19 protein-coding genes are annotated in these 18,436 nt (G+C 71.2%); 12 read left to right on the forward strand and 7 right to left on the reverse strand.

Features of this window, described 5'->3' with window-relative positions; genetic code table 11:
* Nucleotides 1-61: 61 nt before the first annotated feature.
* Entirely contained in the window at nucleotides 62-763 is a 702-nt protein-coding gene (locus ACF3NH_RS07200) for a hypothetical protein (RefSeq protein ID WP_422922368.1), read from the forward strand.
* A 6-nt stretch (nucleotides 764-769) separates the two neighbouring features.
* On the opposite strand, the gene dapB is transcribed toward ACF3NH_RS07200, so the two are convergent.
* The 5 genes from dapB to ACF3NH_RS07225 all read right to left on the reverse strand — a co-directional run bounded on the left by dapB (nucleotide 770) and on the right by ACF3NH_RS07225 (nucleotide 6,103).
* A complete protein-coding gene (gene dapB, locus ACF3NH_RS07205) occupies nucleotides 770-1,510 on the reverse strand; it encodes a 4-hydroxy-tetrahydrodipicolinate reductase (protein WP_198366984.1) in 741 nt (246 codons plus the stop codon).
* 114 nt (nucleotides 1,511-1,624) lie between these two features.
* Nucleotides 1,625-2,788 carry a molecular chaperone DnaJ gene (gene dnaJ, locus ACF3NH_RS07210; protein ID WP_198366983.1) on the reverse strand — a complete coding sequence of 388 codons (1,164 nt, stop codon included), beginning with the start codon at nucleotides 2,786-2,788 and terminating at the stop codon, nucleotides 1,625-1,627.
* Nucleotides 2,789-2,874: 86 nt separating this feature from the next.
* Nucleotides 2,875-4,809 (reverse strand): molecular chaperone DnaK, encoded by a 1,935-nt coding sequence (dnaK, locus tag ACF3NH_RS07215; RefSeq protein WP_422922369.1) that lies wholly within the window; start codon nucleotides 4,807-4,809, stop codon nucleotides 2,875-2,877.
* Nucleotides 4,810-4,932: 123 nt separating this feature from the next.
* A complete protein-coding gene (locus ACF3NH_RS07220) occupies nucleotides 4,933-5,499 on the reverse strand; it encodes a GNAT family N-acetyltransferase (protein WP_422922370.1) in 567 nt (188 codons plus the stop codon).
* Between the two features lie 16 nt (nucleotides 5,500-5,515).
* Nucleotides 5,516-6,103: a nucleotide exchange factor GrpE gene (locus tag ACF3NH_RS07225; protein ID WP_422922371.1), complete on the reverse strand. Its 588-nt coding sequence runs from the start codon at nucleotides 6,101-6,103 to the stop codon at nucleotides 5,516-5,518.
* 146 nt (nucleotides 6,104-6,249) lie between these two features.
* Between ACF3NH_RS07225 and hemH the strand changes: the two genes are divergently transcribed.
* The 5 genes from hemH (at nucleotide 6,250) to ACF3NH_RS07250 (ending at nucleotide 10,885) form a co-directional block, all read left to right on the forward strand.
* Nucleotides 6,250-7,344: a ferrochelatase gene (hemH, locus tag ACF3NH_RS07230; RefSeq protein WP_422922372.1), complete on the forward strand. Its 1,095-nt coding sequence runs from the start codon at nucleotides 6,250-6,252 to the stop codon at nucleotides 7,342-7,344.
* The gene (locus tag ACF3NH_RS07235; protein ID WP_198366978.1) at nucleotides 7,345-7,995 is read left to right on the forward strand and encodes an HAD family hydrolase; all 651 of its coding nucleotides are present in this window, start codon (nucleotides 7,345-7,347) and stop codon (nucleotides 7,993-7,995) included.
* 18 nt (nucleotides 7,996-8,013) lie between these two features.
* Nucleotides 8,014-8,466 (forward strand): protoporphyrinogen oxidase HemJ, encoded by a 453-nt coding sequence (gene hemJ, locus ACF3NH_RS07240; RefSeq protein ID WP_198366977.1) that lies wholly within the window; start codon nucleotides 8,014-8,016, stop codon nucleotides 8,464-8,466.
* A gap of 269 nt (nucleotides 8,467-8,735) precedes the next feature.
* The gene (gene rho, locus ACF3NH_RS07245) at nucleotides 8,736-10,010 is read left to right on the forward strand and encodes a transcription termination factor Rho (protein WP_198366976.1); all 1,275 of its coding nucleotides are present in this window, start codon (nucleotides 8,736-8,738) and stop codon (nucleotides 10,008-10,010) included.
* 128 nt (nucleotides 10,011-10,138) lie between these two features.
* Nucleotides 10,139-10,885 (forward strand): GNAT family N-acetyltransferase, encoded by a 747-nt coding sequence (locus ACF3NH_RS07250; protein ID WP_422922373.1) that lies wholly within the window; start codon nucleotides 10,139-10,141, stop codon nucleotides 10,883-10,885.
* A 34-nt stretch (nucleotides 10,886-10,919) separates the two neighbouring features.
* On the opposite strand, the gene ACF3NH_RS07255 is transcribed toward ACF3NH_RS07250, so the two are convergent.
* Both ACF3NH_RS07255 and ACF3NH_RS07260 read right to left on the reverse strand, forming a co-directional pair.
* Nucleotides 10,920-11,897, reverse strand: a complete 978-nt coding sequence (locus ACF3NH_RS07255; protein WP_198366974.1) for a quinone oxidoreductase family protein — start codon at nucleotides 11,895-11,897, stop codon at nucleotides 10,920-10,922.
* Complete coding sequence (locus ACF3NH_RS07260; protein WP_422922374.1) at nucleotides 11,894-12,364, reverse strand: methylated-DNA--[protein]-cysteine S-methyltransferase; 471 nt, start codon at nucleotides 12,362-12,364, stop codon at nucleotides 11,894-11,896. The genes ACF3NH_RS07255 and ACF3NH_RS07260 overlap by 4 nt, the downstream gene beginning before the upstream one ends.
* A 160-nt stretch (nucleotides 12,365-12,524) precedes the next feature.
* Between ACF3NH_RS07260 and ACF3NH_RS07265 the strand changes: the two genes are divergently transcribed.
* The 6 genes from ACF3NH_RS07265 to ACF3NH_RS07290 are packed head-to-tail and all read left to right on the forward strand — an operon-like array spanning nucleotide 12,525 to nucleotide 18,427.
* Complete coding sequence (locus tag ACF3NH_RS07265) at nucleotides 12,525-12,878, forward strand: (2Fe-2S) ferredoxin domain-containing protein (RefSeq protein WP_422922375.1); 354 nt, start codon at nucleotides 12,525-12,527, stop codon at nucleotides 12,876-12,878.
* Between the two features lie 56 nt (nucleotides 12,879-12,934).
* Complete coding sequence (gene mnmE / locus ACF3NH_RS07270) at nucleotides 12,935-14,248, forward strand: tRNA uridine-5-carboxymethylaminomethyl(34) synthesis GTPase MnmE (RefSeq protein WP_422922376.1); 1,314 nt, start codon at nucleotides 12,935-12,937, stop codon at nucleotides 14,246-14,248.
* Nucleotides 14,249-14,273: 25 nt separating this feature from the next.
* Nucleotides 14,274-16,139, forward strand: a complete 1,866-nt coding sequence (gene mnmG / locus ACF3NH_RS07275; protein ID WP_422922377.1) for a tRNA uridine-5-carboxymethylaminomethyl(34) synthesis enzyme MnmG — start codon at nucleotides 14,274-14,276, stop codon at nucleotides 16,137-16,139.
* On the forward strand, nucleotides 16,136-16,774 hold the full coding sequence (rsmG, locus tag ACF3NH_RS07280; RefSeq protein WP_422922378.1) for a 16S rRNA (guanine(527)-N(7))-methyltransferase RsmG: 639 nt from the start codon (nucleotides 16,136-16,138) through the stop codon (nucleotides 16,772-16,774). The genes mnmG and rsmG overlap by 4 nt, the downstream gene beginning before the upstream one ends.
* Nucleotides 16,761-17,570 (forward strand): ParA family protein, encoded by an 810-nt coding sequence (locus tag ACF3NH_RS07285; protein ID WP_198366968.1) that lies wholly within the window; start codon nucleotides 16,761-16,763, stop codon nucleotides 17,568-17,570. Before rsmG ends, ACF3NH_RS07285 begins: the two co-directional genes overlap by 14 nt.
* Complete coding sequence (locus tag ACF3NH_RS07290) at nucleotides 17,567-18,427, forward strand: ParB/RepB/Spo0J family partition protein (protein ID WP_198366967.1); 861 nt, start codon at nucleotides 17,567-17,569, stop codon at nucleotides 18,425-18,427. Before ACF3NH_RS07285 ends, ACF3NH_RS07290 begins: the two co-directional genes overlap by 4 nt.
* Nucleotides 18,428-18,436 lie beyond the last annotated feature (9 nt).

Consider the following 18,436-nt stretch of genomic DNA (forward strand, 5'->3'; position numbering starts at 1 on the left):
AAGGAAGCCTTCACCGGTCCCGCCCTAGGCTCGCGCCGATCTGTCCCGCCTGGAGCCGACCATGACCGCAGAGGCCCGCCTTCCCGATGCCGGCGCCGGATCCGAAGCCGCGCTCCGCGCCGCCGTTCAGGCCGAGGTGGCCCCCCTGCTGAAGGATCTGCGCGGCTTCGTCGACCGCCGCATCGCCGAGCTCAGCGCCGAGCTCAGCGCCACCTCCGACATGGCGGACATGGCGGAGGAGAAGCTGTCCCGGCAGCTGAGCCAGGTGCATGAGCAGATCGCCCAGCTGGTCGCCATCCCGGTCGCCAGCACGCGCAACAGCGGGCTGGAACTGGAAGCGGTGGTGCAGGCCACCGAGGCGGCCGCCAACACCATCATGGAGGCGACGGAGGCGATCCAGGCCTGGATCGCCGGCGGCCAGAAGGACCAGGCCTCGATCGAGGCGCTCTCGGCCCGGGTGAACTCGATCTTCGAGGCCTGCAGCTTCCAGGACATCACCGGCCAGCGCATCCGCCGCGCCATCCAGCACCTGCAGCAGGTGGAGACCATGCTGGAACAGATCGTCCCCGGCGTGACGCAGGCGAGCGGCGAGGCCCTGCCCCGGCCGATGCGAATCGGCACGCCGTACCGGACGGTCAGCACCGAGGCGGCCCTGACCCCGGATCTGGGCCAGGAGGCCATCGATGCCCTGCTGAACGGCGCCGCGCCCGAGAAGGCGGCCGTGCTCAGCCAGGAGGATATCGACGCCCTGCTGAACGGCTGAGCCGGCTCAGCCCATTCCCAGCACCTGCCGCATGCCGTAGAGGCCGGGCGGCTGCCGCACCACCCAGTGCGCCGCCTGCACCGCGCCGGTGGCATAGACGCGGCGGTCGAAGGAGCGGTGGGTGAGGGCGATGTGCTCGCTGGCCCCGGCGAAAAGCAGGGTGTGCTCGCCCACCACCTGCCCCCCGCGCAGGGCGGAGAAGCCGATCGGGCCGGTGGCGCGCGGCCCGGTGTGGCCATCCCGCCCGCTCTCCATGCCGACCTCCTCAAGCGTCGCGCCGCGGCCGCGGGCCACCGCCCGGCCCATCTCGATGGCGGTGCCCGAGGGGGCGTCCACCTTCTGCCGGTGGTGCATCTCGACGATCTCGGCATCGTACTGCGCCGGCGGCAGGGCGGCGCCCATGCGCTCGGCCAGGGCGAAGAGGACATTGGCGCCCGGGGCGAAGTTCGCCGCATAGACCACCGGCACCCGCTCCGCCGCGGCCGCCACCGCCGCCTCCTGCGCCGCCGAGAGGCCGGAGGAGCCCAGGATCAGCGGCCTGCCCTGCGCGGCCGCCAGGGCGGCATGCCGCTCGGCGGCGGCGGCGATGGTGAAGTCGATCACCACATCGCTGGCCGCGAAGAGGGCCGCGGCGTCACCATCGCGGCCGATGCCGCCCGCCAGGGTGGCGCCGGCGGCGGCCACCTCCTCGGAAAGCAGCTTGCCCATGCGGCCGGACAGGCCGGCGATGCCGATGCGGAGGGTCATGTGGCGCGATCCCAGCAGGACGAAGGAAGCCGAAGGACGGAAGGCCCGGGAGAGGATGCCTCTCCCGGGCCTTTCTCTGCCGCGCCGGCGCGCGAAAGGGAAGCCTGGGGCGGCCTAGCGGCCGAGCCCCTCCCAGAACTCCTTCACCTTGGCGAAGAAGCCCTCGCTTTCCGGGCTGCTGTTGCCGTCCTCCCCGGTCTCGCCCTCGAACTGCTCCAGCAACTCGCGCTGGCGGGGGGTGAGGTTCTGCGGCGTCTCCACAGCCACCTGCACGTACATGTCGCCCCGCGCCGCCGAGCGCAGCACGGAGAAGCCCTTGCCGCGGAGGCGGAACTGGTCGCCCGTCTGGGTGCCGGAGGGAATGGTGACGCGCGTGCGGCCGCCATCGATGGTCGGCACCTCCACGGCCCCGCCCAGCGCCGCCTGCGTCATGCGCAGCGGCACGCGGACGAAGATGCTGGCGCCATCCCGCTGGAACAGCGGGTGCGGCCGCACCGCGACATCGACATAGAGATCGCCCGCCGGCGCGCCCCGGAGTCCGGCCTCTCCCTCGCCGGAGAGGCGGATGCGGGTGCCATCCTCCACGCCGGGCGGGATGGTGACGTTCAGGCTGCGCTCGCGCTGCACGCGGCCCGCGCCCTGGCAGACCTTGCAGGGGTTCTTGATGATGCGTCCAGTGCCGCCGCAGGTCGGGCAGCTCCGCTCGATCAGGAAGAAGCCCTGCTGGGCGCGCACCTTGCCGGCGCCGCCGCAGGTCGGGCAGGTCTGCTGGCCGCCGCCGCCGCCCTTGCCCTCGGCGCCGCTGCCATCGCAGGCCTCGCACTGCACGCTGGTGGTGACGCGGATGGTCTTCTTGGCCCCCGCGAAGGCCTCCTCCAGCGTGATGTCCGCCTGGGTGCGCAGATCGGCGCCACGGCCGGTCGCGCCGGCGCCCCGCCCGGACCGGGCGCCGAACTGGCCGAACATCTCGGCGAAGATGTCCTCGAAGCCGCCGGCGCCGAAAGGTCCGCCGCCGCCGCCGAAGGGCCCGCCGGCCCCGCCGCCCATGCCGCCCTCGAAGGCGGCGTGGCCGTAGCGGTCATAGGCGGCGCGCTTCTCCGGGTCCTTCAGGACCTCATAGGCCTCGTTCACGTCCTTGAACGCGGCCTCGGCCTTCCTGTCGCCCGGATTGCGGTCCGGGTGATACTTCATGGCCAGCTTGCGATAGGCCTTCTTCAGGTCCTCGTCGCTGGCATCCCGGGACGCGCCCAGGGTGTCGTAATAGTCCTTCTTGGCCATCCTTGGCCTGTCCCCCAAGCTCCGGAACGAGGATGCGCCCGGCTTTTGGGCCGGGCGCCTGTCGGGTCAGCGCGGCGGGAGGCCGGTCACTCGGGCTTCTTCTTGCCCGGGTCGACATCCTCGAACTCGGCATCGACCACCTTCTCGCCCGCCTTCGGCTCGCCCTCGGCCGCACCCTGCGCGGCCCCCTGCGCGGCCTGGGCCTCGCCCTCGGCGGGGCCGGACTTGTAGACCGCCTCGCCCACCTTCATCGCGGCGGCGGAGAGGCGCTCGGTGGCGCTGCGGATGGCCTCGGCGTCCTCGCCCTCCTTGGCGCTGCGCGCCGCGGCCAGGGCGGCCTCGGCCTCGGCCTTCTCCGCCTCGGGGACCTTGGCGGCATTGTCCTTCAGCGTCTTCTCGGTGGTGTGGATCAGCGCATCCAGCTGGTTGCGCGCCTCCACCGCCTCGCGGCGCTTCTTGTCGGCCTCAGCATTGGCCTCGGCCTCCTTCACCATCCGCTCGATATCGGCATCCGACAGGCCGGACTTGGCCTGGATCTTGATCTGCTGCTCCTTGCCGGTGGCCTTGTCCTTGGCCGAGACCGAGACGATGCCGTTGGCGTCGATGTCGAAGGTCACCTCGATCTGCGGCACGCCGCGCGGCGCGGGCGGGATGCCCTGCAGGTCGAAGTTGCCCAGCAGCTTGTTGTCCGCCGCCATCTCGCGCTCGCCCTGGAACACCTTGATGGTGACCGCGGTCTGGTTGTCGTCGGCGGTGGAGAAGGTCTGGCTCTTCTTGGTCGGGATCGTCGTGTTGCGGTCGATCAGCCGGGTGAACACGCCGCCCAGCGTCTCGATGCCGAGCGACAGCGGCGTCACGTCGAGCAGCAGGACGTCCTTCACCTCGCCCTTCAGCACGCCGCCCTGGATCGCGGCGCCGATGGCGACGACCTCATCCGGGTTGACGTTGCGGGCCGGCTCCTTGCCGAAGAAGGTCTTCACCGCCTCGACGACCTTGGGCATGCGGGTCATGCCGCCGACCAGGATCACCTCGTCGATCTCGCCGGCATTCATGCCGGCATCCTTCAGGGCCTTCTTGCAGGGCTCCAGCGTCCGCTGCACGAGGTCATCGACCAGCGCCTCCAGCTTGGCGCGGGTGAGCTGCAGCACCAGGTGCTTCGGGCCCGAGGCGTCGGCGGTGATGAAGGGCAGGTTGATCTCGGTCTGCTTGGCCGAGGACAGCTCGATCTTCGCCTTCTCGGCGGCCTCCTTGAGGCGCTGCAGGGCGAGCTTGTCGCCGCGCAGATCGATGCCGTTCTCCTTCTTGAACTCGTCGGCCAGGTAGTCGATCACCCGCTGGTCGAAGTCCTCGCCGCCCAGGAAAGTGTCGCCGTTGGTGGACTTCACCTCGAAGACGCCGTCGCCGATCTCGAGCACGGAGACGTCGAAGGTGCCGCCGCCGAGGTCATAGACCGCGATGGTGCCGGTGGTCTTCTTGTCCAGGCCATAGGCCAGGGCGGCCGCCGTCGGCTCGTTGATGATGCGCAGCACCTCGAGCCCGGCGATCTGCCCGGCCTCCTTGGTCGCCTGGCGCTGGCTGTCGTTGAAGTAGGCGGGGACGGTGATGACGGCCTGCGTCACCTTCTCGCCGAGATAGGCCTCGGCGGTGTCCTTCATCTTGCCGAGGACATAGGCGCTGATCTGCTGCGGCGCCATCTTCTGGCCCGCCGCCTCGACCCAGGCGTCGCCATTCTCGGCGCGCACGATCTTGTAGGGGACGAGATCGATGTCCTTCTTGACCGTCGCGTCCTCGAAGCGGCGGCCGATCAGGCGCTTGACGGCGTAGAGGGTGTCGGTCGGGTTGGTCACCGCCTGGCGCTTCGCGGCCTGGCCGACCAGCCGCTCGCCGTTCTTGGCGAAAGCCACCATCGAGGGGGTGGTCCGCGCGCCCTCGGCGTTCTCGAGCACCTTCACATCGCCGCCTTCCATGATGGCGACGCAGGAATTCGTGGTGCCCAGATCGATGCCGATGACTTTGCTCATCCGAGGTCTCCTTTGCGGCGGATGGGGGCGGCCCAGGCTTGGCGCCGCGCCCATCCCCATATGCTCTTCAGGCGAGGAAAAAGGGGTTGCCGCCCGAACCGGGCGGTTGTGAGTGCGATGTATTCAGCCCGGCGCCACCGGACAAGGGGCATTGCCGCAGCGCGCAAGAAATGTGCCGTCCAATGTCCCGTCCGGGGCGGGGTCCGCGGGAGACAGGAGATAGACCACCCGCTTGCCGTTGCGCGGATCGGTGGCCTCGCCCACGGGGCGGAAGCCGAGGCGGTGGTGGAAGGCGAGGCTCTCCGGATTGGGCGGGTCGAGATTGACCTCGCAGCCCAGCGCCGCGAATCCCGCCTGTGCCGCCGCCCCGGCCGCCGCGGCGTAGAACCGCCGCCCGAGACCCTGGCCCCGGGCGGTGGCGGAGACCACCACGCGGTCGATATAGGCCGCCTCGGGATGGTGCTCGCGGACCCAGGCGTGGTTGGGTCCCTCCGCCGGCCCCGCCGGGCCGAGCAGGATCAGCAGGCCCGTGGGCGCTCCGACCGGCCCCGCCGCCAGCGCCAGCAGCGCGGCCTCCAGCAGACGGGACAGCGCCGCCGGCTCCAGCGCGTTCACCGCCGGCACATGGCGGTTGTTGAGGGCCAGGAGCGACGCCCAGTCCTGCGGCGCGACGGGGCGAACCCGGGTCATCAGGCGGTTGGGGTCATCAGGCGGTTTCGGACACGCCCTCGCCGGCCACCACCACCATGGCGGGCTTGAGCAGGCGCCCGTTCAGCAGCCAGGCCGGCGTCCAGGCCTGCAGCACGGTGCCGGGGGCCACGCCGGGCGGCGGCTGCTGCTGCGCCATCGCCTGGTGCATCTCGGGATCGAAGGGCTTGCCGGCGGCGTCCTGCTTGGTCACCCCGTTGCGCTCGAGGATGCCGATGAAGGCGCGCTCGACCCCCTCGAAGCCGCCGCGCAGCTTGGCCAGCAACTCCGGCTCGCCCTCGGCCGGGGGGGGCAGGGAATCCAGGCCGCGGCGCAGGTTCTCGGCCGCCTCCACCACGTCGCGGGCGAAGCGCTGCACTGCATAGGCGCGGGCATCCTCCACCTCGCGCTTGGTGCGGGCGCGGAGGTTCTGCATCTCCGCCTCGGAGCGCAGCCAGCGGTCCTTGGTCTGCGCCAGCTCGCTCTCCAGCTCGGCGATCCGGGCCATGGCGTCGGCGGGCTGCTCGGGGGTGGGCTGGGTGGCGTCGGCCGGCGTTTCCGCCGGCGGGGTCTGGTCGTTCATCACGGAATCATTCTTTTCAGTCATGGCGGTGCCCACAAGGGTCGTTCATGCCTTCACCTAAGGAAGCCGAGCCTCCGTCACAAGCCGCGCCGCGCCTCCGGGGGGCGGGAATGCCCGCCACCCCTTGGGCCGCCCCTTGACCCGGGCGGTTTCCGTGGCATCTGCCAAGCATGTCCGCACCCTCCCGCCCGCGCGTCGCCGTCATCCTCTTCAACCTCGGCGGCCCGGACGGCCCGGCGGCGGTTCGGCCCTTCCTGGAGAACCTCTTCACCGATCCCGCCATCCTGCGCGTGCCGGCCTTCATCCGCCCCTGGCTCGGCCGCCTGATCGCCGCGCGGCGCACCCGGGCGGCCAGCGAGAACTACGCCATCCTGGGCGGCCGTTCGCCCTTGCGGGAGCTGACCGAGGCCCAGGGCGAGGCGCTGGCGGCCGCGCTGGCGCCCGAGATCGAGGCGCGCTGCTTCGTCGCCATGCGCTACTGGCACCCCTTCGCCGAGGAGGCGGCGCGGCAGGTGAAGGCCTGGGGCGCGGAGGAGGCGGTGCTGCTGCCGCTCTATCCGCAGTATTCCACCACCACCACCGGTTCCTCCCTCGACGACTGGCGGGCGGCCTGCGAGCGGGTCGGGCTGGAGCTGCCCGGCCGGACCCTCTGCTGCTGGCACTCCGACCCGGCCTTCGCCGCCGCCACCGCGGCCCTGATCCGCGAGGCCGAGGCGGCGGCGCGGGCGGCCCTGCCGGCGGGGGCGCGGCTGCGCCTGCTGTTCTCCGCCCATGGCCTGCCGGAGAGCATCGTCCGGCACGGTGACCCCTATCAGTGGCAGGTGGAGCGGACGGTGGCCGCGGTGACGGCGGCGCTGGAGCGGTCCGCGGGGGCGCCCCCCCTGGAGCACGGCATCTGCTACCAGTCCCGGGTCACGCCGCAGAAATGGATCGGCCCCTCGCTGGAGCAGGCGCTGGAGGCGGCGGCGCGGGACGGGGCCGCGGTGCTGGTCAGCCCGATCGCCTTCGTCTCCGAGCATTCCGAGACCCTGGTCGAGCTTGACGTGGAGTACCGGGAGCTGGCCCACAAGTTGGGGCTGCCGGGCTATTTCCGCGTCCCGGCGCAGAACAGCGACCCCGGCTTCATCGCCGCCCTGGCCGGGCTGGTGCGGCGGGTGCGCGACGGCCAGCGCGCGCTCTGCTCCTTCGCCGGCGCCCGGCAATGCCCCAAGGTCCACGGCGACTGCCCGCATGCCCGCGCCCGCGCCACCCTGGAGACCGCCTGAATGACCCCTCGTCCCGCCGCCATCCTCTTCGACTGCGACGGTGTCCTGGCCGACAGCGAGGCGCTGGCCGCGCTGGTGGTGGCGGAGGATCTCGCCGGGCGCGGCTGGCGGGTCGATCCGGCGCGGTGCCGGGCGATCTTCCTCGGCCGCGCGGTGCCGGACATGAAGCCGGTCATCGAGGCGGAGTTCGGCCCCCTGCCGGCGGACTGGCCGGCACGGATGTCCCACCTCCTGACGGAGCGCATGGCGCGCGATGTCGTCCCGGTTCCCGGCGCGCTGGAGGCGCTGGCGCGCATCGCCGCCGCCTGGCCGGTGGCCTGCGCCTCGAACTCCTCCCGCGCCGAGCTGGCGGCCAAGCTGGACCGGCTCGGCATCGCCGGCGTCTTCGGCGGCCGGGTCTTCTCCTTCGAGGATGTGGCCCGGCCGAAGCCCCACCCCGACATCTATCAGGCGGCCGCGCGGGCCTGCGGCGCCGATCCGCGCGACTGCGTGGTGGTGGAGGACAGCATCCCGGGCATCCGCGCCGGCCGGGCCGCCGGATGCCGCGTCCTGGCGCATGCCGGCGAGCTGCCGCCGGGGCCGCTGGCGGCCGAGGGGGCGGAGCCCTTCGCCCGGATGGCGGATCTGCCCGGACTGCTGGGCCTCGGCTGAGCGGGGAGGGATGAGCGGATGGATCTCGGCATCCTGGCGGAATGGTATCCCTGGACCAAGGCCCTGCACCTGATCTCGGTCTTCGCCTGGATGGCGGGGCTGTTCTACCTGCCGCGCCTCTATGTCTACCACACCGCCGCGGCGCCGGGCTCGGAGCAGAGCGCGTTGTTCCAGGTGATGGAGCGGCGGCTGCTGCGCGGCATCATGAACCCCGCCATGATCGCCGCCTGGATCTTCGGCCTGACCCTGGTGCTGACGCCGGGCGTGGTGGACTGGGGCGCGGGCTGGTGGCACGGCAAGCTCGCCGGCCTGCTCGGCATGACGCTGTTCCACCACCACCTGGGCTACGCCCGCAAGGACTTCGCCGCCGATCGGCGGCGGCACAGCGAGCGCTACTGGCGGGCGGTGAACGAGGTGCCGACGGTGCTGCTGATCCTGATCGTCGTCATGGTCATCGTGAAGCCGTTCTGAGGGCGCAGAAATCCTGCGGAAAACCTTGAAAGCGAGGGGGAAACCGCCATTTCCCCCATTGACGCGAAGCCCCCGGCGCCCTTAGCCTCCCCACGCTTCCCGTCAATGGCGCCATATCAGGCCACCAGCCCGATCTGACACCGTGACTCCCTCCTCCTTATTCGGGACATGCCGGCCGCGCCACACGCGGCACCGGCTCGCAGGCAGGCCTTGCCGCCGCCCTTCGGAAGTGTCCCGCTGCTCCCGCCGGAACGGAATGCGTCCGACCCATGCATCTTTCTGAACTCAAGGCCAAGAGTCCCTCGGACCTGCTGGCCTTCGCCGAATCCCTGCAGATCGAGAACGCCTCCATCCTGCGCAAGCAGGACATGATGTTCGCGATCCTGAAGCAGCTGGCGGAGAACGACCAGGCGATCCATGGCGACGGGACGCTGGAGATCCTGCCGGATGGCTTCGGCTTCCTGCGCAGCCCGCAGTCGAACTACCTGCCCGGCCCCGACGACATCTACGTCTCCCCCGCCCAGGTGCGCCGCTTCGGCCTGCGCACGGGCGACACGGTGGAGGGGCAGATCCGGGCGCCCAAGGACGGCGAGCGCTACTTCGCGCTGCTCAAGGTCAACACCGTCAATTTCGAGCCGCCTGAGGCGCTGCGGCACCGCATCAACTTCGACAACCTGACGCCGCTCTATCCGACGCGCCAGCTGAAGATGGAGAACCCCAACTTCGAGAGCGTCGCCAAGGGGCAGCAGAAGGACTACACGCCCCGCGTCATCGACCTGGTGGCGCCGATCGGCATGGGGCAGCGCGCCCTGGTGGTGGCGCCGCCGCGCACCGGCAAGACCGTGATGCTGCAGAACATCGCCAAGTCGATCTCGGCCAACCACCCCGAGGTCTTCCTGCTGGTGCTGCTGATCGACGAGCGGCCGGAGGAAGTCACCGACATGGCCCGCACCGTGCGCGGCGAGGTCGTGGCCTCCACCTTCGACGAGCCGGCGACCCGCCACGTCCAGGTCACCGAGATGGTGCTGGAGAAGGCGAAGCGCCTGGTCGAGCACAAGCGGGATGTCGTCATCCTGCTCGACTCCATCACCCGCCTCGGCCGCGCCTACAACTCGGTCGTGCCGTCCTCCGGCAAGGTGCTGACCGGCGGCGTGGACGCCAACGCCCTGCAGCGGCCGAAGCGCTTCTTCGGCGCCGCCCGCAACATCGAGGAAGGCGGCAGCCTCACCATCATCGCGACCGCCCTGATCGACACCGGCAGCCGCATGGACGAGGTGATCTTCGAGGAGTTCAAGGGCACCGGCAACTCCGAGCTGATCCTCGACCGCAAGCTCTCGGACAAGCGCGTCTTCCCGGCGATCGACATCACCAAGTCCGGCACCCGCCGCGAGGAGGTGCTGATCGACCGCGCGACCCTGACCAAGATGTGGGTGCTGCGCCGCATCCTGAACCCGATGGGCACGCAGGACTCGATGGAATTCCTGTTGGACAAGCTGAAATACAGCAAGACCAACCAGGACTTCTTCGACGCGATGAACACCTGACAGCGACAGGGCGGCCCCCGGAAGGAGACCGCCCTTTCTGTATGGGCGCGGCCTGCTCACCCTCGCGCGGGGCTTTTCCTCCCTGACCGGCGGCGTAAGCTGGGCCGGCCGCGCGATGGAGAGCTTCCATGGACCTGGAATGGATCGCCACCCTGGAGCGGGCCTCGCACACGGCGGTGCCGGCGGCGCGCACGGCCTTCGACGGCCCCTTCCTGCTGCGTGGCTTCCTGGGCGGCACCGGCCGCGCCAATGCGGTGAGCGCGCTCGACCCCGCGCCCGACCCGGCCCTGGAGACCCGCCTGCCGCGCATCGAGGCGGCCTATGCCCGGCTCGGCCTGCCGGCCCGCTTCCGCTCGACGCCGCTCGATCCGCCCGGCCTGGAAGCGGCGCTGCTGCGGCGGGGCTACCGGCCGGACAGCGAGACGGCGGTCATGGCGGGCCCGCTGGAGGGCTTCGCGGCGCCCGATGCCGCGCTCGAGATCCTGCCCGCGCCGGACCCGGACTGGCTCGCCATCCTCGCCACCGCCGAGTACCAGACGCCACAGCGCCGCGCGGAGAAGCAGGAGGCCGCCGCGATGATGATGGTGCCGGCGGCCTGGCTGCTGCTCCGCATCGAGGGACGGCCGGCGGCCAGCGGGCAGGTGGCGGCGGATGGTCCGCTGCTGGGCTTCTTCGACATCGCCACCGATCCGGCCTTCCGCCGCCGTGGCCTCGGCCGACGCCTCCTGGCCGCCGCCGCCGACTGGGGGCAGAGCCGGGGCGCCGTGACCGGCTGGCTCCAGGTCTCCGCCACCAATGCGGCCGCCATGAACCTCTATGAAGCCTTGGGCTTTCGCGAGGTCTATCGCTACCGCTACTTCCTGCGCGCCGGATAGCGGCCGGAGTCGATCGCCCCGGAGGCAGGGAGGCTCAGGGCAGGAAGATGGTGCTGCCGGTGGTCCTGCGGGCCTCCAGCGCCCGGTGGGCCTCGGCGGCATCCTTCAGCGCATAGGTCTGGTTGACCTCGATCTTCACCGCGCCGGACAGCACGACCGAGAACAGGTCGTTGGCGGTCGCCACCAGGTCGTCGTGCCGGGCGGTGTAGGTGGCCAGCGTCGGGCGGGTCAGGAAGAGCGACCCCTTCGCGGCCAGGATGCCGATATCGACCGGCGGCACCGCCCCGGAGGCATTGCCGTAGGAGACCATCATGCCGAGCGGCGCCAAGCAGTCGAGCGAGGCGGCGAAGGTGTCCTTGCCGACGCTGTCATAGACCACCGGCAGCATGGCGCCCTGGGTGATCTCCTTGACCCGCGACGGCAGGTCGTCCCGGCCGGAGAGCAGGACATGGTCGGCGCCATGCGCCAGGGCCAGGGCGGCCTTCTCCTCGGTGGAGACGGTGCCGATCACGGTGCAGCCGAGCTGCTTCGCCCACTGGCACATGATCAGCCCCACACCGCCGGCGGCGGCATGCACCAGGATGGTCTGGCCCGCCTTCACCGGGAAGGTCCGGCGCAGCAGGTACTGGGCCGTCATGCCCTGCAGCATCATGCCCGCGGCGGTGCGGTCGTCGATGCCGTCCGGGAGCTTCACCAGCCGGTCGGCCTTCACCGTGCGGGCCTGGGCATAGGCGCCGATCGGGGCCATGGCATAGGCGACGCGGTCGCCCACCGCGACCTCCGTCACCTCGCTGCCCACGGCCTCCACGACGCCGGCGGCCTCCATGCCCAGGGTCGCGGGCAGGGAGGGCAGCTTGTAGAGGCCGGTGCGGAAATACACGTCGATATAGTTCAGCCCGATGGCGCTGTGCCGCACCAGCGCCTCATCCGGCTTCGGCGCCGGCAGCGGCACCTCTTCCCAGATCATCTTCTCCGGGCCGCCATGTTCGTGGATGCGGATGGCGTGGATCATAGAAGGGTTCCTTGCTGCCGGAGGCTGCGGCGTTCGAGATCGAGAAGATAGCGCTTCGTGGTGACGCCTTCGCCCCCCGAATAGCCACCGAGGGCGCCGCCGCCACCGACGACGCGGTGGCACGGGATGATGATCGGGATCGGGTTCCGCCCATTGGCCTGGCCCACCGCGCGGGCGACGGAGCCGAGCTCGCGGGCCAGCTCGCCGTAGCTGCGGGTCTCGCCCGGCGGGATCGCCTGCAGGGCGGCCCAGACCCGCTGCTGGAAGGCGGTTCCGAACGGGGCCAGCGGCAGGTCGAACCGGTTGCGCTCGCCGTCGAAATAGGCCTGGAGCTGATCGCGCGCGGTCCGCAGCAGATCGGTCTCCTGCTGGTCGCGGCCGCGGCCCCAGTCGAGCGCCACGATCGCCCCCTCCTCCTCGGACAGGGTCAACGGGCCAAGGGGGGTCAGGAAGGAAAGCTGGGGCATCTGCGAGGATTCGACACGCTCCGTCGCCAGCGTCAAGAGCCATGACATTGCGGCGCGGGAAGGGGGGTGCCACATCTGACCCCTCGGCCACGCCCTGCCTGAACGGCGAGGGACGGCCAGCCTTCGCCTCTCGGGATCTGCCCCTTTCCGGAAGAATATCGTGACACAACCCGCCGATCCGCCGCCCTATTTCCAGGCGCATGTCTTCGTCTGCTGCAACCGCCGCCCGGACGGCCACCGGCGCGGCTCCTGCGCCGCCGGCGGCAGCGAGAAGCTGAAGGACTATATGAAGGCCCGCGCCAAGGAGCTTGGCATTCCCGCGATCCGGGTCAATCAGGCCGGCTGCCTGGACCGCTGCGAGTTCGGGCCGGTGATGGTGATCTATCCCGAAGGGATCTGGTATCGCGCGCAGACGCGGGAGGATATCGACGAGATCCTGCAGACGCATCTGCAAGAGGGCGGCCGCGTGCGCCGGTTGATGCTGACCGAGCACGACGTGGTCGCCAAGACCTAGCGGCACCTCCTGTTTCACGTGGAACGTCCTCCATGGCCGCCGCACAGGGTGTCGGGATGACAGACACCATCTTCGCTTTGGCCTCCGGCGGCAGCCGCGCCGCCATCTCGGTGCTCCGTCTCTCCGGAGCCGGCAGCGGGCCCGCGCTGCGCCGCCTGGCGGGTGGGCTTCCGGCGCCGAGGCAGGCCAGCCTGCGCCACCTGCGCCATCCGGAGGGCGGGGAGCTGTTGGATCAGGCGCTGGTGCTCTGGTTCCCCGGCCCCGCGAGCTATACGGGTGAGGATGCGGCCGAGCTGCATCTGCATGGCGGCCGCGCGGTGCTGGAGGGGGTGAGCGAGGCCCTGCTCGGCCTCGGCCTTCGCCCGGCCGAAGCCGGGGAGTTCACCCGCCGGGCCTTCCTGAGCGGTCGCATGGACCTCACCGCCGCCGAAGGCATCGCCGACCTGATCGCGGCCGAGACGGCGGCGCAGCGGCGGCAGGCCCTGCGCCAGGCCGGCGGTGCCCTGGCCCGGCGCTACGAGGGCTGGAGCGCGCGGCTGACGCGGCTTCTGGCCCATCAGGAGGCCGCGATCGAATTCGCCGAGGATGGCCTGCCGAATGATCTCGAGGCCGAGGTGCGCTCCTCCGCCATGGTCCTGGCCGCGGAGATGCAAGGGCATCTGGCCGAGGGCGGGCGGGGAGAGCGGCTGCGGGAGGGCCTCTGGGTCGTCATCCTGGGGGCCCCGAATGCCGGGAAGTCCTCCCTGCTGAACGCCCTGGCAGGGCGGGAGGCGGCCATCGTCTCCGCCCGCGCCGGCACGACACGCGACATCGTCGAGGTGCGGCTCGAGCTGGGCGGCGTGCCGGTCTGGCTGGCGGATACGGCGGGCCTGCGCGAGACGCCGGACGAGATCGAGGCCGAAGGGGTCCGCCGCGCCCGTCGTCGCGCCGACGAGGCGGATCTCCGCATCGCGCTCTTCGCCGCCGACCAGCCACCCGATGCCGCGACCCTCGCCCTGCTCGATGAGGCGACGCTGGTCGTGGCCAGCAAGGTCGATCTCGCGCCCCCCGCCAGGCTGCCCGGCGGCCGGCAGCCCTTGGCCATCTCGGTGCGGGACGGCACCGGGCTGGAGGAGTTCCGGCGGCGGCTCGACCAGCTGGCCGCCGAGCGGGCCGGCTTGACCGATGAAGCCAGCCTGACACGGCCGCGCCATCGCGCCGCGCTGGACGAGGCGGTGTCCTGGCTGGACGAAGCGGCCGCCGCGCCCATGCCGGAACTGACCGCCGAGGCCCTGAGGGCGGCGCTGCGGGCCCTTGGGCGGCTGACGGGCCGGGTGGGGGTGGAGGCGGTGCTCGACGTGGTGTTCGGGGATTTCTGCATCGGAAAGTAGGGCGAGCCGGTCTATACCCCGGCCTATGCGCAAGACGGATTTCGACGTGGTGGTGGTGGGCGGCGGTCACGCCGGCACCGAGGCGGCGGCGGCGGCGGCCCGATATGGCGCGCGCACCCTGCTGCTGACCCATCGGCTGGAGACCCTGGGCGAGATGTCCTGCAACCCGGCCGTCGGCGGCGTGGGGAAGGGGCATCTGGTGCGGGAGGTGGATGCTCTGGATGGCCTGATCGGCCGCGCCGCGGATGCCGCCGGCATCCATTTCAAGCTGCTCAACCGCAGCAAGGGCCCAGCCGTGCGAGGGCCGCGGGCCCAGGCCGACCGCCGTCTCTACCGCCAGGCCATCCGCGCGCTGCTTGAGGCGCAGGCGGGCCTGACCATCCGCGCCGGCGCGGCGGAAGGGATCGAGAGGGATGCGTCGGGGCGGATCGCCGCCGTGGTGACGGAGGCCGGCGAGCGCATCGCCTGCGGCGCCCTGGTGATCACCGCCGGCACCTTTCTGCGCGGGGAGATCCATATCGGGACGCGGCGGCAGCCGGCCGGGAGGGTCGGCGACGCGCCCTCCCTTGGCCTGGCCCTGGCCCTGGAGGCCCTGCATCTGCCGATGCGGCGGCTGAAGACCGGAACGCCGCCCCGGCTGGACGGCCGTAGCATCGATTGGTCGGGGTTGGAGAAGCAGCCCGGGGACGCCGTGCCGGAACCCCTGTCCTGGATGACGGGACGGATCGACAATCCGCAGGTCGATTGCGCCGTCACCACGACGACACCCGAGGGCCACGCGCTGATCCGCGCCAACCTGCACCGGGCCCCGGTCCATTCCGGCCAGATCCAGGGCGTGGGCCCCCGCTACTGCCCGTCGATCGAGGACAAGATCGTGCGCTTCGCCGAGCGGGAGCGGCACCAGATCTTCCTCGAGCCGGAGGGTCTGGACGACCACACCATCTATCCGAACGGCATTTCCACCAGCCTGCCGGAGGATGTCCAGTGCGCCTTCCTGGCCACCATCCCGGGTCTCGAGCGGGCCGTCATCCTGCGCCCGGGCTATGCCATCGAATATGACCATGTCGATCCGCGGGCCCTGCGACCCAGCCTCGAGGTCCGGGACGTGCCCGGCCTGTTCCTGGCCGGGCAGATCAATGGCACGACCGGGTACGAGGAGGCGGCCGCCCAGGGGCTCCTGGCCGGTCTCAACGCCGCGCATCAGGCTGGCGGGGGCGCGGAAGAATTGTTGCTTCAGCGTACCGAATCTTATCTCGGCGTCATGGTGGACGATCTGGTGCTGCAGGGCGTCAGCGAGCCCTATCGCATGCTGACGGCCCGTGCGGAGCATCGGCTGACGCTGCGGGCCGACAATGCGGGCCTGCGCCTGACGGAGAAGGGGATCGCCTGGGGCGTCGTCGGCCCCGAACGGGCCGGCCGCTTCCGGGCTTTTGCCAAGGCCGTGGCGGAGGCCTTGGAACGGGCCCGCCTGGAAGGGGGTTCTCCGGCCGCCCTGCGGCGCCAGGGCCTCGAGGTGAATCAGGATGGCCGCTGGCGCAGCGTGATGGATCTTCTGGCCCTTCCCGGGATCGAGCCCTCCATGATCCGCCAGGCCTTTCCCTGGCTCATGGAGCTTCCCGAAGGGGTGGGAACCCAGTTGGAGGCGGAGGCGCTCTACGCGCCCTATCTCCAGCGCCAGGAGGCGGAACTGCGGTTGCTGATGCGGGAAGAGGCGGTCGCCATCCCACGCGGCATCGACTTCGGACGCATCCCTGGCCTGTCCAACGAGATGCGGCAACGGCTGGGGGCCGCGCAACCGGCGACTTTGGGGAGCGCGGGCCGGGTTCCGGGTGTTACCCCCGCGGCACTGGCCGCACTGGCGGCACATCTGCGGCGGGAGCGTTCCACGTGAAACGGTCCTCCGCTGAAGACCTTGCGAGGCCTCTGCCCGGAGCGGCGCAGGTTTCACGTGAAACGCGGGAGCGCCTGGACGCGCTGCTGGTGCTGCTGCTGCGGTGGAACGCGCGGATCAACCTCGTGGCCCGGCAGGCGCCGGAGGAAATCCGTCAGCGTCATATCGAGGATTCCCTGCAACTCCTGCCGCTCCTGCCGGAAGGCCTGACGCCGCTCGCCGATCTCGGTTCGGGCGGCGGCTTTCCGGGTCTGGTGCTGGCGGCGGCGGTGGCGAGGTCCGTGCATCTGGTGGAGTCCGACCGGCGCAAGGCGGCCTTCCTGCAGGCCGCCGTCGCCGAGTTGGGGCTTCCGCATGTCACGGTGCATGCCGTGCGGATCGAAACCCTGGACCTGCCGCCCGTCGGCGTATTGACGGCCCGCGCCCTGGCGCCGCTGGAGCGGCTGCTGCCCTGGGCCGCCGCGCTCCTGGCGCCCGAGGGCGTCGCCCTGTTTCCGAAAGGGCGGCAGGTCGATCAGGAGCTGTCGGATGCCGAGGCGGCGGGCTGGACATTCTCCGTCGAGCGGTTCATGAGCAACACCGATCCGAAGGCCACCATTCTCCGCATGTCTGGAATCCATCGTGCCGGCGCCTAAGCCCCCTCTGCGCCGTATCGCGCTCGCCAACCAGAAGGGCGGGGTGGGCAAGACCACCACCGCCATCAATCTGGCCACCGCCCTGGCGACCAAGAAGAAGGTCCTGGTCATCGACCTCGACCCGCAGGGCAATGCCTCGACCGGCCTGGGCCTGCCGCGCGCCGAACGGGGCGCCGGGAGCTATGCCCTGCTGGTGGGCCTCAAGCCCCTGGCCGAGCTGATGCGGCCCACCCGCGTGCCCGATCTCTTCGTGCTCCCTGCCGATACCGATCTGGCCGGGGCGGAGGTCGAGCTGGTCGGCATGGAGCATCGCGAGCACCGGCTGCGGCTGGCGCTGGAGGCGGCGGCGGAGACGCTGAAGGATTTCGACCTCATCCTGATCGACTGCCCGCCTTCCCTGGGCTTGCTGACGGTCAACGCGCTGGTCGCGGTGGATGCGGTGCTGATCCCGCTCCAGGCGGAGTTCTTCGCGCTGGAAGGCGTGTCGCAGATCACCCGCACCATCGAGCTGGTCCGGCGGGGCCTCAACCCAGGCCTCACTCTCGACGGCATCGTGCTGACCATGTTCGACCGCCGGAACAACCTCTCGGAGCTGGTGGCGAGCGACGTCCGCGCCTTCTTCCGCGACAAGGTCTTCGAGACGGTGATCCCCCGCAACATCCGGGTCAGCGAGGCGCCCTCGCACGGCCTGCCGGTCCTGCTCTACGACCCGAAATCCGCCGGCGCCCAGGCCTATATCAAGCTGGCCGCCGAGATGCTGCGCCGTGACCGTTCGCGTGGGGACAAAGCCGCATGACCGCCCGCAAGCCCGCCCGTCTCGGCATGGGCCTCTCCGCCCTTCTCGGAGAGGCCGCTCCCGGTCCGGAGGTTGCGGCACCTTCCCTGCCGCGCACCCTGCCGATCGAGGCCCTGGAGCCCGGCCCCTTCCAGCCGCGTGGCCCGATCGACCAGTCGGGCCTGGCGGAACTGGCCGCCTCCATCCGGGAACACGGGGTGTTGCAGCCCATCCTGGTCCGACCCAAGCCCGGCCAGGCAGGGCGCTACCAGATCATCGGCGGCGAACGCCGCTGGCGCGCGGCGCAGTTGGCGCAGCGGCACGAGGTTCCGGTCTATGTGCACGAGCTGGACGACCGCGCAGCGCTGGCCGCGGCCCTGGTGGAGAACCTGCAGCGCGAGGACCTGAACGCCCTGGAAGAGGCCCAGGGCTACCGGCGGCTCACGGAGGAATTCGGCCTGACGCAGGATGCGCTGGGCCAGGCGGTCGGCAAGAGCCGCAGCCATGTCGCCAATACCCTGCGCCTGCTGGCTCTGCCGCAGAAGGTCCGCGAGATGCTGGCGCGGGGCAGCCTCTCCGCCGGCCATGCCCGCGCCCTGCTGACGGCGCCCGATCCGGTGAAGCTCGCCGAGCTGGTCATCACCCGGGGCCTCAATGTCCGGCAGACCGAGGCGCTGGCGGCGGCTTCCGAGCGGTCGAGGCCCGCTCCGGCCCCCGTCAGCCCCCAGGCCGAGACCCGGGCCCTGGAGCACGACCTGACGGCGCGGCTGGGCCTCAAGGTGGCGATCCAGCATGGCCGCAAGGGCGGGCGGATCACCATCAACTACCGCGACCTCGACCAGCTGGACGGCCTGATCCGCCTGCTCAACCCGGGCTGAGCGGTTCGG

Origin of the sequence: Pseudoroseomonas sp. WGS1072, from assembly GCF_049340465.1 — a bacterium.
Taxonomy (GTDB): Bacteria; Pseudomonadota; Alphaproteobacteria; order Acetobacterales; family Acetobacteraceae; genus Pseudoroseomonas.